We start from the raw sequence: 15856 nt of genomic DNA on the forward strand, positions 1-15856 counted from the left end.
TATTCCCTATTTATCAAACACTAAACAAACCGGCGCACCCACATCAATCCTTTTTCCGCTATCTGTTAATTTACCAGTTTTAACATCTCTATTAAAAATCACAACGTTATTGGTATACTGGTGACCAACCAAAAGGAATTTTCCACTTGGATCTATGGTAAAGTTTCTTGGTCCTTTGCCTAAAGTGCTTACGGTTTCTATAAATTGAAGTTTCCCTGTAGGCAAAATAGCAAAGGCAGAAATGCTGTTCGCATCACCTCTATTGGTCTCATACAAAAATTTACCATCAGCAGAAATATGAATATCAGCTGCATCCACTGCGCCATTGAAGTCTTTTGGGGTAGTCCCAATTTCCTGCAATTTGGTAAGTTCTCCATCCTTATAGTTGAACACCGTAATGCTGCCGTTAAATTCGTGAACCAGATAGGCAAACTTCCCGTTCGGACTGAAAACAATATGCCTCGGACCAGAACCTGCATTGGTTTTAATTACTGATTTCTTCGTTAAGGTCTTATCTTTTCCTATAGAATTATAGTGGTAGATGTACGTCTGATCTTCTCCCAAATCATTAACTACCAGATATTTATTATCAGGTGTAAACTTGACCATGTGTACATGTGCGCTTTTTTGCCTGCCTTTGGGATCGATACTTTTTCCGGTATGCTTAATCACTTGAACAGCCTCACTTAAAGATCCATCAGCATTTCGGGAGAATACAGCTAAACTGCCTCCGGAGTAATTGGCTACCAGAACATTTTTAGCATCAACGGTAATGAAACATGGATCGGCACCATGGCTATCAACTTTGTTTAAAAAAGTCAGCACGCCGGTTTTGGTGTCATATTTAAAAGCAGTAACCGTGCTGTTATCTCCGGTTTCATTCACGGCATAAGCGTATTTTTTATCAGGAGAAATGGCCAGGTAACTTGGGTTTGCAATACCTTTGGTAATATTTTTCAGACTTGTATTGCCAATGGCAACGTCGAAATCATAAGTGTAGATTCCTTCACTTTTGCCTGGAGCGGTGTATGTGCCAACTACGAGATTGTAATTGGTTTTTTGAGCGACTGCAATTGTGGATAGTAACGACATTAAGAATATTCCAATATATTTTTTCATATGATGATCTTCATTTGCAACAAATATGATAAAAATTTGTTGAGGCAATTGTTAAATAATTTTTACAATAACAACTTATCTACAAAAAATAGAAAGGTGAAATAATATTAATAGCATTTTAATATGGATGAGGGAATATGGACGAGGGGCAAATTTTCAATACTAAAAGAAGGGAAGCTCAATTGTCTATTTTTCCTTTATAACAACAAAAAGGCAACCTTTCGATTGCCTTTTCTATTATTTTATTAAGTGTTTAATCTGGATCAATTCATGATCTTCTAAATAACGCCATCTACCACGAGGTAAATCTTTCTTCGTTAAATTGCCATAAACAACGCGGTCTAACTTTTCTACACTGTAGCCTAAATGTTCGAAAATACGACGAACAATTCTGTTTTTACCACTGTGAATCTGGATCCCGATTTCTTTTTTTGTTCCACCAGCAACATAAGAAATGTTATCTGGTTTAATCAATCCATCTTCCAATTCCAAACCAAAGGCAATTTTGTTTAAATCACCTTGTGATAAGGATTTATCCAGTTCAATGTTGTAAATTTTGGTAATTCCGTTTTTTGGATGAGATAGTTTATCTGCCAGCTCACCATCATTTGTCATCAACAATAATCCTGTTGTATTACGATCTAAACGACCTACCGGATAAATACGTTCACGACTTGCTTTGTCAACCAACTGCATTACAGTGCGGCGCTCCTGTGGATCGTCTGTAGTGGTAATGTAGTCTTTTGGTTTGTTTAGTAAAACGTAAACTTTCTTTTCACGCTTAAGCAGCTCGCCATTATAACGAACTAAATCTTTTGATGGATCCACTTTATGGCCCAATTCAGTAACCGCCTCACCGTTTACCGAAACAACACCTGCTGCAATTAACTCATCGGCCTTACGGCGAGAGCAAATTCCTGCATTTGAAATATATCTGTTCAGGCGAATTAAGCCTTTATCTTCATTTGTTTTACGAGCAGGAGCAATAACAGTTCGCTCTGGGCGGTTGAATTCTGTATCTCTTGGTTGTTGCGTCTCTTCGCGTTTTCTAAACGGACGAGAGTCTCCTTCTCTTGGTTCTCTAGGTTTTACATCTCTTGAACTTCCAGCACTTGGCTTAAAGTCGTCAGTTCTTCCACCTCTTGATTTGAAATCTTTATATCCGCCTTCTCTCGGTTTAAAATCTCTCGAATCTCCATCCTTAGATTTGAAATCACGTTCTCCTGTTCTTGGTTTATAATCTCTTGCTCCACCTTCTCTTGGTTTAAAGTCTCTGTCGCCTGTTCTTGGTTTGTAGTCTCTTGCTCCACCGTCTTTCGATTTGAAATCACGGTCTCCTGTTCTAGGTTTGTAATCTCTGGATCCACCTTCTTTAGATTTGAAATCACGGTCTCCGGTTCTAGGCTTATAATCTCTAGATCCACCATCTTTTGATTTGAAGTCGCGGTCTCCGGTTCTAGTCTTGTAATCTCTAGATCCACCTTCTCTAGGTTTATAGCTGCGTTCTTCTTTTGCTCCGGTATCTTTAGATTTAAATTCACGATCGCCAAACTTGAAACTTTGTGGTTCAGCATCTTTCGATTTGAAATCGCGTCCGCCTGTTCTTGGTCTTGAATCTTTTCTGTCGCTAAATGATTTTGATTTAAAATCTTTACCCTCTGAACTTCTAGGTCTGAAGTTGTCTTTAGAATCGGATGATTTTTTGAATTTGTCGTCTCTGTCGTCTGATCTTTTTCTGTCAGATCCGGCCGAACTACTTCTGCCATCAGTTTTCCGGCTACCCGGTTTGGACTTGTCATCCCGACTGTTCCTGTTGTTTTTATTTATCATGATACGCTTTTAACCGCATCCTGAAATGCGGGCTGCAAATTTATGAAAAATTGATGAATATTACAATGTTGAGAAGCGGAAAACTATTATAAAAAAATAGCCTCTAAAATAGGGAAAATCGATCAAATTTCGAAATTTAAAAACCACGTTTTAAGCACTTTAGAGCCCGATTTTGGCATGTAATTTTGTAACTGTTTGATAATGTGCTTATTATTTTTTAGCTTTGCCGACGTTTTTATATAAGTTCACCAAAAAAAGGAGGAAGATGTTAAAGAAACACATCGTACCATTTGCGGTAGTGGCAACACTATTTATCATGGCTAAAGTGTTCGCTTACCAAATGCCCTTAGCACAAAAAAGTCTTTTAAAAAAAGAAAAATTACACATTACAATACCTACAACTGATAGCCTGAAAGTTGAAAAAGAGGAAAAGCCTCAATCTTTAATGGCCCAGTTAAATTTTGCCGATGAAACTTTGCCTTTAGGCGATAAAAAAGTGGAACGCAAAATGAAAAAAATCCTTGCCGCTCACAGCTATGGCAGTACGCAAACAAATCGTTTGCATAAAAAGGCGAAAGAATGGTTTCCTGTTATCGAGCCGATTCTTGCCGCCTATGGAATTCCTAACGATTTCAAGTATTTGGCTTTGGTCGAATCTGGAATGGCGGGTGGAGTTTCTCCGAAAGGTGCAGCCGGAATCTGGCAGTTTATGCCTGGTACAGCACGCTCTTATGGTTTAAAAGTAAATGGAAGAGTTGATGAGCGCTATAATCTACGCAAATCTACTGTTGCCGCCTGTAAATACATTAAAGAAATGTATAAAGGTTTAGAAAGCTGGACATTGGTAGCTGCAGCCTACAATGTAGGCGATGGCCGTTTACGCAAACAAATCACCAATCAAAATCAGGATAATTATTATAAAATGAAGCTGAACCAGGAGACTGGCCGCTATGTTTATAAAGTGATATCTATGAAACAGATTGTAGAACATCCGAAGCGCTACGGATATGAAAAGAAGCGTGTGTTATTGGCTTACAACGCCGAATAATATAATTAAGATAAAGACAAGCATTTGGTAAGGCGTTCCGGTTTTCGAATCGGAACGTTTTTTTTGGAAAATGATTTCACAGATGGTTTGATTCCACAGATCTAGGTGAGGAGTCTTTGCGTTGATACAGGGTTAACTTAATAAAACTTTTGCCACGGAAGCATGGATTTTCACGGATTTTCCCCTAAACTTCTAACCCTATAACCAAATTCAGATCCATCACGCTACTAATGAACTACTGACTAATGAACCAATTAACTTCTCGCCACGGAAACACAGATTTCCACGGAATTATTTTCTAACCCCCTAAACTTCTAACCCTATAACCAAATTCAGACCCATCACGCTACTAATGAACCAGTTAACATCTCGCCACGGAATCACGGATTTTCATGGAATTTGTTTTTTCTAACCCCCTAAACTTCTAACCCTCTAACCTCTAATTAAAAATATTTTCCGTCAGTCAAACACCACCTGATTGGCAGTTGTTTCTCGTAACGACTAACGACTAACGACTAACGACTAACGACTAACGACTAACGACTAACGACTAAATTTACTTTCTTTGCAATATGTTCAAACTTCGCATCAATAAAATAATTAATCAACCAGGCGACAACATCACTTTTCAATTCGAAGAAGTAGATCAGTCATATCCAGAATATCAAGCTGGTCAGTTTGTTTCATTGATTTTCGAAGGAAAGAGCAGGGAAGTCCGTAGATCGTATTCTTTTAACAGTTCTCCTGATGTGGACGAACCGCTGGCAATTACCGTTAAACGAGTGGAGAATGGAGAAATCTCCAGGTTTTTGCATCATAAAACTGCTGTGGGCGATATCCTATTTGCGCAAGAGCCACAAGGGTTATTCAGTTACCAGCCTGAAGAAAATCAGGAAAGAGATCTTTTTCTTTTTGCTGCTGGTGTTGGCATTACACCGTTATTTTCTATTTTAAAAACGGCTTTGGTTCGGGAGCGGAAATCGCTGATTACGTTAATTTACAGCAATCGGTCGAGAGAAGATGCTTTATTTTATGATGAATTACTGGAGTGGCAACAATGGTATCCTGAAAGACTAAAAATCGTGTGGATTTTTAGCAACAGTAAAAACCTGATGACGGCCAGGTTAAATAAATTCTACATTGAAAAGTTATTAAAAGAGCACTTACATTTCGACCGTGAAAATGCACTTTTTTATACCTGCGGACCTATAATTTATATGGATTTATGCAGGATTACGCTACTGGGCATGGGCTTCGATCTGAAACAGATCAAAAGAGAAACGTTTGTTTTACCTGAAGATGAGATGGATGAAGATGATAGTTCAGAAAAAGTAGTAGATAAAAATACGTATTCGGTTATCTTAAACTTTAATGGTGAAATATATAACCTGGATATTCCCTGGCCAAAAAGAATTTTAGATGTAGCATTGGAACATAAAATAAAACTTCCTTATAGCTGTCGCGGAGGCGTATGTAGTACTTGTGTAGCCAATTGTACAAAAGGAAATGTTCGTATGGATTATAATGAGGTGCTAACAGATGATGAAATTGAGAGGGGTAGGGTTTTGGTGTGTACCGGGCATCCCACGGAGAATGGAACGACGGTTGAGTGGTAATTTAAGCTTTGTTCTATAGCTCAGAGACTGTTATCAGAGGTGATTTTGTTTTCTTTAATATATACTGCTCAAGTATTCATCTGCGGTCATAATTGGGATACTAGAATGCTTAAAATCTTTTCCATTTCTAGTGATGATAAGGGAGCAGTGAGATTGAATTGCAGTAAAATATTGGACTGCATCTTCAAAATCCTTAAATCTTGAATTTAATCCTTTCTCAATAGTTTCCTCATTCACCTCACAGACTTTACAAATGATCTTAAACTTTCTTAGTTTATTTAGAACCGATTCGGAAGATTCGAATTTATTTAAAACATACTCGACAGTTGTAAAAGACAGAGGAGAAGCCATTAAGAGAAGTTTCTTTTGATCAGCCAATGTTGCTACTTTAGCAATTGAATCAAAAAAAGGAATTCTTTCTGCTAATAAATCCAATATGACATTAGTATCTAAAAATATTCTGGTCATTTGTGCTTTTCCGCTAAGTGATCTGCACGGTCCTTTTTATAATCATAATCAGCAGGAATTTTAACTCCCGAAGTAAGGCTTTTTACAAAAGGCGATATCTGCAGTTCATTCTTCTTTTGGTCATTAGTTAACGAATCAAGATAATTTTCGATTAATCTTGACAGACTTAATTTTTTTTCTGAAGCGTACAGCTTAGCCCTTTCAATAATTTCTTGGTTGAGCTTTAATGTAAGTTTAGAGTCCATATTTGAATTTTATACGTACAAATATATTAATTTTGAACGTATTATTTTGCTTTAGTAAGTTTTCTATTATTTTTTCTTAGGGTTTGTGAAAAACAAATATTTGCAAAATAGATATATCATAGTCATGTTCTCTTCATCTGATACTTTTCTTAAAAACAATGATTTACGAGCGACAGAAATGGAAATACTGTAGAGTGTTAACCAAGTTTTCCTAGAGTTATTAACTTTAATCGCACTATTGATGTTAAGTTAATAACTCTTAAACATTGCTAATTATATATGCTGTTACAAAACCATCATCCATCCTGCAACGTTTATATAGCATGATGAAAACTTTGTTAACGCTTGCTTTATATTTTCTTAGTTTTCATCTATTTGCGCAAGATTCGCTTATCATCAAGCGGGAATTTGCGAATAAACAATACATCAATATATATAAAGAAAATTCAGATTTTTCTTACACTTCCCCAGCAGGAGAATTAGGCGCACCATCAAAATATGTTATTAATGGTCGGTTAACTACCACCTATATGTTGCTGGGAAGTTATAAATCGCCTGTGGCATTCTCCATTATTCCCGATTTTACAGTTCGTGTAAGAAATGAGGCTTCAGCAGGTGTTCGTACGCCAAGTTATCGCCTGGGTAGTGTTTTGTATGCCAGGCTAAATATGAATCCCGAAGATTATAAATATGCTGAACTGGCTTTTACACATCACTCTAACGGTCAGGATCAAAGTGCACTCAACCAAGATGGAACGGTAAATACCTTAACCGGGAATTTCAATGCTAATTATTTAACGGCTTCCTATCGTTTCGGCCACTTAACGCCGATTGGCGCCAATGAAAGTTATTCTTCATTTAATCATCGGGTAGGATTACAATGGTATAAGTTTTTTAGATATGAGCCGGCATTAGATCTGGGCTTTGGCTTTACCAGGGTTTTGTATAATTTCTCCTGGCGTAAATACGATCAAATAGAAAGAAATGCAAGAAATAAAGCAAAAGTTAAAACCAAGAAAGAAACCTGGCGTTTAAATACTGAGGTTTCTTATGCAGTGAATAAAATCCCGGCGAAGAATTTAGGGAACCTTAAAAAGCGGTTAAATGCCGAGATTAATTTTAATTATAGTTTTCCTTTTATGAATAATGTGTTTCTGATGGCTGCTGCGGGCTATTATGGCGAAGATAATTACAACATCTATTTCCAGGATCATTATGGTTATTTACGTTTAGGTTTTTCATCAGGTTTTCTTCGTAACAGAAGCAGACATTATGACAATTAATCCTTAATACAGATTGAATTACACTTTCTTTTTGATAAAATTTTTAGCATTTTTGCGGATTGAAATGCTGCCTTTTTATTGGCCGAATTTCTCCTCAACTTTTTAATAAAATATGAGCAATAAATCTATCGACCTCGGCGAGCAAAAAGATGTAGAAGTATATGGTGCGAGGGTGCATAATTTAAAAAATATAGATGTAAGTTTTCCCCGCAACCAGTTGGTCGTGATTACCGGTTTAAGTGGTAGCGGGAAATCTTCTCTGGCTTTCGATACCATTTATGCGGAAGGTCAACGCCGCTACATGGAAACATTCAGTGCTTACAGCCGCCAGTTTATGGGTGGAATGGAGCGCCCTGATGTAGATAAGGTTTCTGGCTTAAGCCCTGTAATTGCCATTGAACAAAAAACGACGAGTAAAAATCCACGCTCTACCGTAGGTACCATTACCGAGATTTACGATTTTATGCGTTTGCTTTACGCCCGAGTAGCCGATGCTTTCTCTTATAATACCGGAGAGAAGATGGAACGTATGAGCGAAGATCAGATTTTGCAAAATATCTTCAATAAGTTTGATGGTATGGCAGTAAATATCCTGGCGCCAGTTGTAAAAGGGAGGAAAGGGCATTATCGTGAACTGTTCGAGCAAATTCGTAAGCAAGGCTATGTGAAAGTTCGTGTAGATGGCGAGATTAAAGACATCACAGCGAAAATGCAGGTCGATCGTTATAAAATTCACGATATTGAAGTGGTGATAGATCGCCTCATTGTTGATAATAAGGATATAAAACGCCTGATGGATTCGGTACAAACAGCCATGAAGATGGGTAAAGGAGTAATCAAAATTAGCGATAAGGATAATCACGTTGCCCATTTCAGCAAGTTTTTGATGTGTCCAACTACAGGTATTTCTTATGATGAACCACAACCAAACAGTTTTTCGTTCAATTCTCCGTATGGAGCGTGCGACCGTTGCGATGGTTTAGGTTATATTTTTGTGGTGGATAAGGAATCCGTTATTCCGAACCCTAAACTGAGTATTTTAAATGGTGGTTTAGCGCCATTGGGTGAATACCGCGACATCTGGATGTTCCAGGTATTGAAATCACTAGCCAAAAAATATGCATTTTCTCTTTCTACACCCATTGAAAAATTAAGTGATGAAGTCATTAACATTATTTTAAACGGCTCGCCAGATTTAATTAAGGTGGAGGTAGAATATAATAAGTGGAATGTTCAGAACTATAACATCACTTTTGATGGGATCATCAAGATGTTGGAGGAACAGAATGAAAAGCGAAGTGAATCTGCCTCTGATGATATGGATGCTTTCCGCAAGTTAAAAACTTGTCCGGAGTGCCATGGTGCCCGTTTGAAAAAAGAAAGTCTCCACTTTAAAGTAGATGGAAAGAATATTTTCGAGCTTTCATCCATGGATATCAATAACCTGTTCAAATGGTTTGAGCATGTTGATGAACGTCTTTCTGATCGCCAGAACATCATTGCAAAAGAGATTTTAAAAGAGATTAAAGCCCGTATCGGTTTCTTAACGGATGTAGGCTTAACCTATTTAACATTAGATAGAACGGCACGCACACTTTCTGGTGGTGAGGCGCAACGGATTCGGTTGGCCACGCAAATAGGTTCACAATTGATGAATGTGATGTACATTCTTGATGAACCAAGTATCGGTTTACACCAACGTGATAACGAACGTTTAATTAATGCTTTGAAAAATTTGCGTGATTTAGGTAATACCGTTTTGGTGGTAGAGCACGATAAGGACATGATTTTAGAGGCAGATTGGGTAATTGATGTTGGCCCTGGAGCAGGTATTCACGGTGGAACTGTGGTTGCAGAAGGAACAGCAGCGCAAATTTTAAAATCGAATACTTTAACAGCGGCTTACTTAAACGGAAACAAAAAAATTGAAACGCCAAAGGTTCGTAGAAAAGGCAATGGCCATAAATTATCCATTACTAAAGCTACCGGCCATAATTTAAAAGAAGTTTCTGTTGATTTTCCGCTGGGAAAATTTATTGCAGTTACAGGTGTTTCAGGTTCTGGGAAATCAAGTTTAATTACCGAAACGCTATATCCGATCCTAAATCATCATTTCTTCAGAGCGAAGAAAACGCCGCTTCCATACGAGAAAATAAGTGGATTAAAAGAGATTGATAAGGTAATTGAAATCGATCAGGCACCAATAGGAAGAACACCGCGTTCCAATCCATCAACTTATACTGGCGTTTTCTCTGATATCAGAAATCTGTTTGTACAATTACCAGAGGCGAAAATCCGTGGTTATAAACCGGGTCGTTTCTCTTTTAATGTAAAGGGTGGAAGATGCGAAACCTGTCAGGGTGCTGGCTTGAAAGTGATTGAAATGAATTTCTTGCCTGATGTTCAGGTTCCTTGCGAAGAGTGTGGCGGTAGAAGATATAATCGTGAAACTTTAGAAGTTCGCTTCCGCGGAAAATCAATCAGTGATGTTTTAGATATGAGTATCGAAGATGCTTGTGTTTTCTTTGAAAACATTCCAATCATTTACCGGAAAATCAAAACATTAAAAGATGTTGGTTTGGGGTATATCACACTAGGACAGTCATCGGTTACTTTATCAGGTGGCGAGGCACAACGTGTGAAACTGGCTACCGAACTTTCGAAAAAAGATACCGGAAAAACTTTCTATATTCTTGATGAGCCAACTACCGGACTTCATTTTGAAGACATCAACGTACTTTTAGGGGTATTACAAGAATTGGTAGAAAAAGGAAATACGATTCTGGTGATCGAACACAATTTAGATGTAGTAAAGGTTGCCGACTGGGTAATTGACTTGGGGGAAGAAGGTGGAGCCGGAGGTGGAAGAATCCTTTTCGAAGGAACACCCGAAGGTTTGATTCAGAATCCAATCAGCCTTACAGGAAAGTTTTTGAAAAAGGAAATGGCTTTTGAGTCCGCGGTCAGTAGTCAGGACTCCGAAGATAAGAAAGCTAAAATAACAAAACCTAGAAGTTCAAAAACAGCAAAAAAATAGTTAGGCTATAATCTTGATACTTGATACCCACTACTTGATACTAAACACTTCCTACTTGATACTAAAAAAATGATTTTCACTGATACCCACACCCATTTATATTACGAGCAGAATGCAGAAAAACAAGTACAGCTGATGGAACGCTGTTTTGAAAATGATGTTAACCGCTTGTTCCTGCCAAATGTTGATGTAAAATCAATCGCGATGATTGATGATCTGGTGAAAAAATATCCGGAACATTGTTTTGCAATGGCGGGTTTGCATCCATGCGATGTAAAGGAAGATTATCTGGCTGTATTGGATGAAATTTATAAAAGCATATCGGGGAGGAAAATCTATGCCATTGGTGAAATCGGCATTGATTTATACTGGGATAAAACCACGTTAGCATTTCAGCAAGATGCTTTTATCAAGCAAATTGGCTGGGCAAAAGATTTAGGTTTACCTATTGTAATTCATTGTCGTGAAGCTTTTGATGAGGTTTTTGAAGTGTTGGAAAGTCAACGTGATGAAAAGCTTCGGGGAATTTTTCACTGCTTTACCGGGAATGTTGCACAAGCAAAACAAGCCATTGATCTTAATTTCTATTTAGGAATTGGTGGCGTTGTTACTTATAAAAAAGCAGGCTTAGATTTAGTTTTAAGTGAAATTCCTTTGCAAAACCTCGTCCTAGAAACCGATTCACCCTACCTAGCGCCAGTGCCATTTCGTGGAAAACCGAATGAAAGTAGTTACCTGATTTATATTGCTGAAAAACTCGCTGATATTTATAATGTTTCTATAGAAGAAATCGCAAATATAACTACAGAAAATTCAAGGAAAATATTTGGGGTTTAAGATTTGGCCATCCTGTTGAACTAGTTAGCGTTTATCTGAAGATCCTGAAATAAATTCAGGAAGACGGATTGGTTGATTTAGTCTATATTGGCCGTCCTGCTGAACTTGATTCAGCATCTTTTTAAGGTTCCTGAAAAAGTTCCTTATAATTCATGATAGTAATGAGGCCGTCATTGCGATAAGGCTTCGTAATTTTCTCTGAAAGCATAAGCCTTTATTAGAACCTATTGTTAGGTATTAATGTCAGCATCCACATCAATAGACTTCTTAAACGTTATCAGAACATTTATTATCAAAATGGTAAATAAATAAATCAAATAGGCCATTTTATCTGATTTTTATCATTTAATAAGCCGATAAAATGAAATTCTTTTAGTTTCTTTGTGTAGAGCAACCAAACCAACCAAATGACTAAGATCCTAATAATTTATACCGGTGGTACCATCGGTATGGTTAACGACCCTACCAATGGAATGTTAATTCCTTTCGATTTCGAACAAATTAAAGAAAACGTACCAGAATTAAGTCGGTTAGATTATCATTTAGATGTGCATTCTTTTAATCCGGTTCTAGATTCATCAAACATGGATCCTGAAATATGGAAAACTTTAGCAGAACTTATTTATCACCAATATGATCTTTATGATGGCTTCGTCATCCTTCATGGATCAGATACAATGGCCTTTACCGCTTCAGCATTAAGTTTTATGCTCGAGAATTTAGGTAAAGCTGTGGTCCTTACGGGGTCACAATTGCCAATTGGGGAGATTCGTACCGATGCGAAAGAGAATTTAATCACTGCGTTGGAAATTGCTGCTACTAAAGAAGATGGTAAATCACTATTCCCGGAGGTTAGTATTTACTTCGATTCACAGTTATTTCGTGGAAATCGCTCCATAAAATACAATAGCGAAAAGTTTGAGGCTTTCCGATCACCTAATTATCCGGTATTAGCTGAAGCGGGTGTGCATATGCAGTTTAATACAAATTATGTAATGAATGCGCCAAAAGATAAGTTGATCCTGCATACTAAGTTCAACTCTAATATCGGTGTACTTAAATTGTATCCTGGGATCACGCCTCAAGCTGTTACAGCAATAACAGATTCAAAGGTCGATGCGATTATTTTAGAAGCTTTTGGTTCTGGTAACACTACAACAGCCCAATGGTTTTTAGATGCGCTTCGTCAAGCCATTTTAAATGGGAAAATTATTATTGATATATCGCAGTGTAAAAAAGGTTCTGTACAGTTAGGTAGGTACGAAACGAGTCGCGAACTGTTAAAAATGGGTATTGTAAGTGGTTACGATCTTACTTTCGAATCGGCAGTTACAAAACTAATGTTCGTTCTTGGCCTTGGTTTACCACTCGAAGAAAGTCGCAAGCTAATGGACGAATCTTTACGAGGAGAATTAACGAAGGATTAATTTTTGATTAAAGTTTTTGTTTACAAACGGCTAACAATTAAGACTTGTACATTTTTTAAATCCCGAAAGTTGTTTTTGAAAGTAAAACTTCTGCAATTATGAGTTTCATCATTTCGGTTATAAGTATTTAGCGCTATTTTTGTTTGGCATATCCGTCATGCTGAACTTGATTCAGCATCTATTCAAATAAGACCCTGAAATAAATTCAGGGTGACGAGGAGAAGAAAACATGAAAATAGAACAAATATACACAGGTTGTTTAGCGGAAGCTGCTTATTATATAGAAAGTAACGGCGAGGCTGCAATTATAGATCCTTTGAGAGAAGTTTCAACTTATTTGAAGAAAGCAGAAAAAGCTAGCGCCAATATTAAGTATATTTTTGAAACCCATTTTCATGCGGATTTTGTATCTGGTCATGTTGATTTAGCAGAGAAGTCAGGTGCAAAAATTATCTATGGACCAACCGCTAAAACCTCGTTTGATTCTCACATTGCGAAAGATGGCGAACAATTCAAAATTGGAGCGCTTACCATTACGGTTTTATATACACCAGGCCATACTTTAGAATCAACCACTTATTTATTAACAGACGAAAATGGAAAAGATCACTGTATTTTCAGTGGAGATACCCTTTTTATTGGTGATGTTGGTCGCCCGGATTTAGCGCAAAAGGGAAATTTAACAATGGAAGATTTAGCTGGAATGCTTTACGATTCGTTAAATGAAAAAATTAAACCCTTGGCTGATGATGTAATTGTTTATCCGGCTCATGGCGCAGGTTCAGCTTGTGGCAAAAGCATGAGTAAAGAGACTTTTGATTCTTTGGGACACCAGAAGCTGGTTAACTATGCTTTAAAAGCACAAACTAAAGAACAATTTATACGAGAAGTAACAGATGGCATTATGCCTCCTCCACAATATTTCGCCAAAAATGCAGCCATAAATAAAGGTGGTGTGGAAAGTATTGATGATGTTTACGAAAAAGGATTGAATGCTTTGACGCCTCAGGCTTTTGAAGATACCGCAAATCAAACAGGGGCGATTATGCTTGATACCCGTGACCCACAGCTTTTTGCTAAAGGATTTATTCCTAATTCCATTAACATTGGTTTAAATGGCCAGTTTGCGCCGTGGGTTGGTGCATTAATTACTGATCTTCAGCAACCAATTTTGCTTATTACAGATGAAGGCAAGGCAGAAGAAACCATCACCCGTTTAACACGAGTAGGTTACGATAGCACCATTGGTTATTTAGACGGTGGTTTTGAGCGGTGGACAGATGCAGGAAAAGAAATTGATACCATCGAATCTATATCTGTAGAAGCTTTTGAAGAAGCTGCCAATACTGGCGAGGTTATCGCACTTGATGTTCGTAAACCAGGCGAATATGAGTCAGAGCATTTAGATTTCACTTTAAGTCGCCCGCTTGATTTCATTAACGATTGGATGGGTGAAATTGATCCAAAAGCAACATACTATGTTCATTGTGCCGGTGGTTACCGCTCTATGATTGCCGCTTCTATTTTAAAATCTCGTGGTGTCGAAAATGTAGTTGATATTGCCGGTGGTTACGGAGCGATTAAAAATACGGGTTTGAAAAGAACGGATTTTGCCTGCCCAAGTAAGGCAATGAAGGTTTAGTATCTGAAATAAGGAAAAGAAAATAGAGAATAGACAAATAAGAATAGAAAAAACGCATGAGGGAGTCGAACACATTTCATAGGAATACAACTGATATAAGCATCCTTTCTATATCCTATTCATAAGATGTTTACTTTCATGTATTAAGTTAACTGATCTATCCACTCTGTCTATTTCCTGTTCCCAAATCTCTATTATCTAATTTAATAGACAAAAATTGACAAAATCCCATCATTACGATATCATCATCATTGGCGCCGGACCAATCGGCATGGCTTGCGCTATCGAGGCACAACAGGCTGGCCTGAGTTATCTAATCATTGAGAAAGGCGCGTTGGTGAATAGTTTATTTAATTATCCAGTTTTCATGACTTTCTTTTCTACTTCGCAAAAGCTGGAAATTGGAGGCGCACCTTTTGTAACGATTAATCCGAAGCCGAACCGAAATGAAGCCGTTGAATATTATCGGAGAGTTGCCGAAAAGTTTGATTTAAGTATCAATTTATTTGAAAGGGTAAATCAGATTCATAAAAACAGGGAAGGGATATTTGAAGTTCAAACCGCTAAAGCTAATTATACAGCCAGCAATGTAATAGTGGCTACAGGTTTTTATGATGTTCCTTTATTGATGAATGTTCCTGGTGAAGATTTACCGAAAGTAACGCATTATTATAAAGATCCACACCTATATGCTTTCCAGAATGTAGTAGTTGTTGGGGCAAATAATTCTGGTGTAGATGCTGCTTTAGAAACCTACCGGAAAGGTGCAAACGTAACCATGGTTGTTCGCAGTGGTGACCTTGGTCCGCATGTAAAATATTGGGTTCGGCCTGATATTCAAAACCGGATTAAAGAAGGAGAAGTAACGGCGCTCTTTAATTCCGAACTTGTTGAAATAAGAGAAGGTGAAGTAGATATTAAAACACCTGAAGGCATCAAAACCATCCCGAATGATTTTGTAATCGCCATGACCGGCTATCAACCTGATTTTTCTATGTTAAGAAAATTCGGAATTGATTTACCAGAAACACTTTGCCCTGTTTACAACGAAGAAACGATGGAAACTAACGTTAAAGGTTTGTATCTGGCAGGCGTAGTTTGCGGTGGTTTAGATACCCACAAGCTTTTTATTGAAAACTCCAGGGTACATGCCGAAATGATTGTGAAGAATATTGTAAATCCGACTTACGAAGTTTAGCTGGCCTTGCGTGGTGGCAAACTTCGTCAGTCTAATAACGAATTTAGATGTTTGATGAAACTTTCGAAGTCTTTCTACGCTCATTGGCCTTTGAGACTTCGCAGGT

The 15856-nt window shown here is 37.6% G+C and carries 12 protein-coding genes; 8 read left to right on the plus strand and 4 right to left on the minus strand.

The annotated features are described in order from the left end of the window. Positions 1–6 precede the first annotated feature (6 nt). Together ACN1CD_RS08150 and ACN1CD_RS08155 are read right to left on the minus strand one after the other, a co-directional pair. The gene (locus ACN1CD_RS08150; RefSeq protein WP_419129915.1) at positions 7–1119 is read right to left on the minus strand and encodes a lactonase family protein; all 1113 of its coding nucleotides are present in this window, start codon (positions 1117–1119) and stop codon (positions 7–9) included. A 237-nt stretch (positions 1120–1356) separates the two neighbouring features. Then, on the minus strand, positions 1357–2949 hold the full coding sequence (locus ACN1CD_RS08155) for a pseudouridine synthase (RefSeq protein WP_419129916.1): 1593 nt from the start codon (positions 2947–2949) through the stop codon (positions 1357–1359). Positions 2950–3214: 265 nt separating this feature from the next. On the opposite strand from ACN1CD_RS08155, the gene ACN1CD_RS08160 reads away from it, so the two are divergent. Continuing rightward, entirely contained in the window at positions 3215–3997 is a 783-nt protein-coding gene (locus tag ACN1CD_RS08160; RefSeq protein ID WP_419129917.1) for a lytic transglycosylase domain-containing protein, read from the plus strand. Between the two features lie 572 nt (positions 3998–4569). Then, complete coding sequence (locus tag ACN1CD_RS08165) at positions 4570–5613, plus strand: 2Fe-2S iron-sulfur cluster-binding protein (RefSeq protein ID WP_419129918.1); 1044 nt, start codon at positions 4570–4572, stop codon at positions 5611–5613. A 54-nt stretch (positions 5614–5667) separates the two neighbouring features. Here ACN1CD_RS08165 and ACN1CD_RS08170 read toward each other — a convergent pair whose 3' ends face one another. Continuing rightward, the gene (locus ACN1CD_RS08170) at positions 5668–6081 is read right to left on the minus strand and encodes a PIN domain-containing protein (protein ID WP_419129919.1); all 414 of its coding nucleotides are present in this window, start codon (positions 6079–6081) and stop codon (positions 5668–5670) included. Then, positions 6078–6326, minus strand: coding sequence for a DUF6364 family protein (locus tag ACN1CD_RS08175; RefSeq protein ID WP_419129920.1), 249 nt, complete (start codon positions 6324–6326; stop codon positions 6078–6080). The genes ACN1CD_RS08170 and ACN1CD_RS08175 overlap by 4 nt, the downstream gene beginning before the upstream one ends. Positions 6327–6592: 266 nt before the next feature. Here ACN1CD_RS08175 and ACN1CD_RS08180 point away from each other — a divergent pair, with 266 nt between their 5' ends. From ACN1CD_RS08180 to ACN1CD_RS08205, 6 genes are all read left to right on the plus strand, one after another. Then, positions 6593–7609 (plus strand): hypothetical protein, encoded by a 1017-nt coding sequence (locus tag ACN1CD_RS08180; protein WP_419129921.1) that lies wholly within the window; start codon positions 6593–6595, stop codon positions 7607–7609. A gap of 112 nt (positions 7610–7721) precedes the next feature. Next, the gene (gene uvrA, locus ACN1CD_RS08185) at positions 7722–10646 is read left to right on the plus strand and encodes an excinuclease ABC subunit UvrA (protein ID WP_419129922.1); all 2925 of its coding nucleotides are present in this window, start codon (positions 7722–7724) and stop codon (positions 10644–10646) included. 69 nt (positions 10647–10715) lie between these two features. Continuing rightward, positions 10716–11483 carry a TatD family hydrolase gene (locus ACN1CD_RS08190; protein ID WP_419129923.1) on the plus strand — a complete coding sequence of 256 codons (768 nt, stop codon included), beginning with the start codon at positions 10716–10718 and terminating at the stop codon, positions 11481–11483. Positions 11484–11890: 407 nt separating this feature from the next. Continuing rightward, on the plus strand, positions 11891–12910 hold the full coding sequence (locus tag ACN1CD_RS08195) for an asparaginase (protein ID WP_419129924.1): 1020 nt from the start codon (positions 11891–11893) through the stop codon (positions 12908–12910). A 229-nt stretch (positions 12911–13139) separates the two neighbouring features. Beyond that, complete coding sequence (locus tag ACN1CD_RS08200; RefSeq protein WP_419129925.1) at positions 13140–14552, plus strand: MBL fold metallo-hydrolase; 1413 nt, start codon at positions 13140–13142, stop codon at positions 14550–14552. Positions 14553–14769: 217 nt separating this feature from the next. After that, the gene (locus ACN1CD_RS08205; protein WP_419129926.1) at positions 14770–15750 is read left to right on the plus strand and encodes a YpdA family putative bacillithiol disulfide reductase; all 981 of its coding nucleotides are present in this window, start codon (positions 14770–14772) and stop codon (positions 15748–15750) included. Positions 15751–15856: the final 106 nt, after the last annotated feature.

Source organism: Pedobacter sp. N23S346, assembly GCF_048515415.1.
Taxonomy (GTDB): domain Bacteria; phylum Bacteroidota; class Bacteroidia; order Sphingobacteriales; family Sphingobacteriaceae; genus Pedobacter.